Raw genomic sequence first — 255 nt, forward strand, 5'->3', positions numbered from 1 at the left:
GTGTATGGGGAGCTTTTTATGCCTAATAAAAAATATGATGCGTCAGAGAAACTCTCATTATCCTTGATGAAATCGCAAGTGGCGAAATTGGTGTTAAGGCTGCAGCCAAGAAATACGGTATCAGCAACACGACTTTGGCGAAATGGCGTCGTTGTTACAAGGTGTATGGTTATGAGGGGTTAGAAAAACGAAACCATAATCGAAGTTATAGTGCTGAGCTTAAGCTCCAAGCGGTGAAGGATTACATAGAGGGAG

At 42.4% G+C, this 255-nt stretch carries 1 protein-coding gene; it reads left to right on the top strand.

The window, feature by feature from the left end; translation table 11 throughout:
* Positions 1–59 precede the first annotated feature (59 nt).
* Positions 60–255 (top strand): helix-turn-helix domain-containing protein (locus M3650_RS33045; protein ID WP_369011173.1); only part of this gene is annotated, 196 nt, incomplete at its 3' end.

The organism is Paenibacillus sp. MER TA 81-3 (genome assembly GCF_023713585.1).
GTDB lineage: Bacteria > Bacillota > Bacilli > Paenibacillales > Paenibacillaceae > Paenibacillus_B > Paenibacillus_B profundus.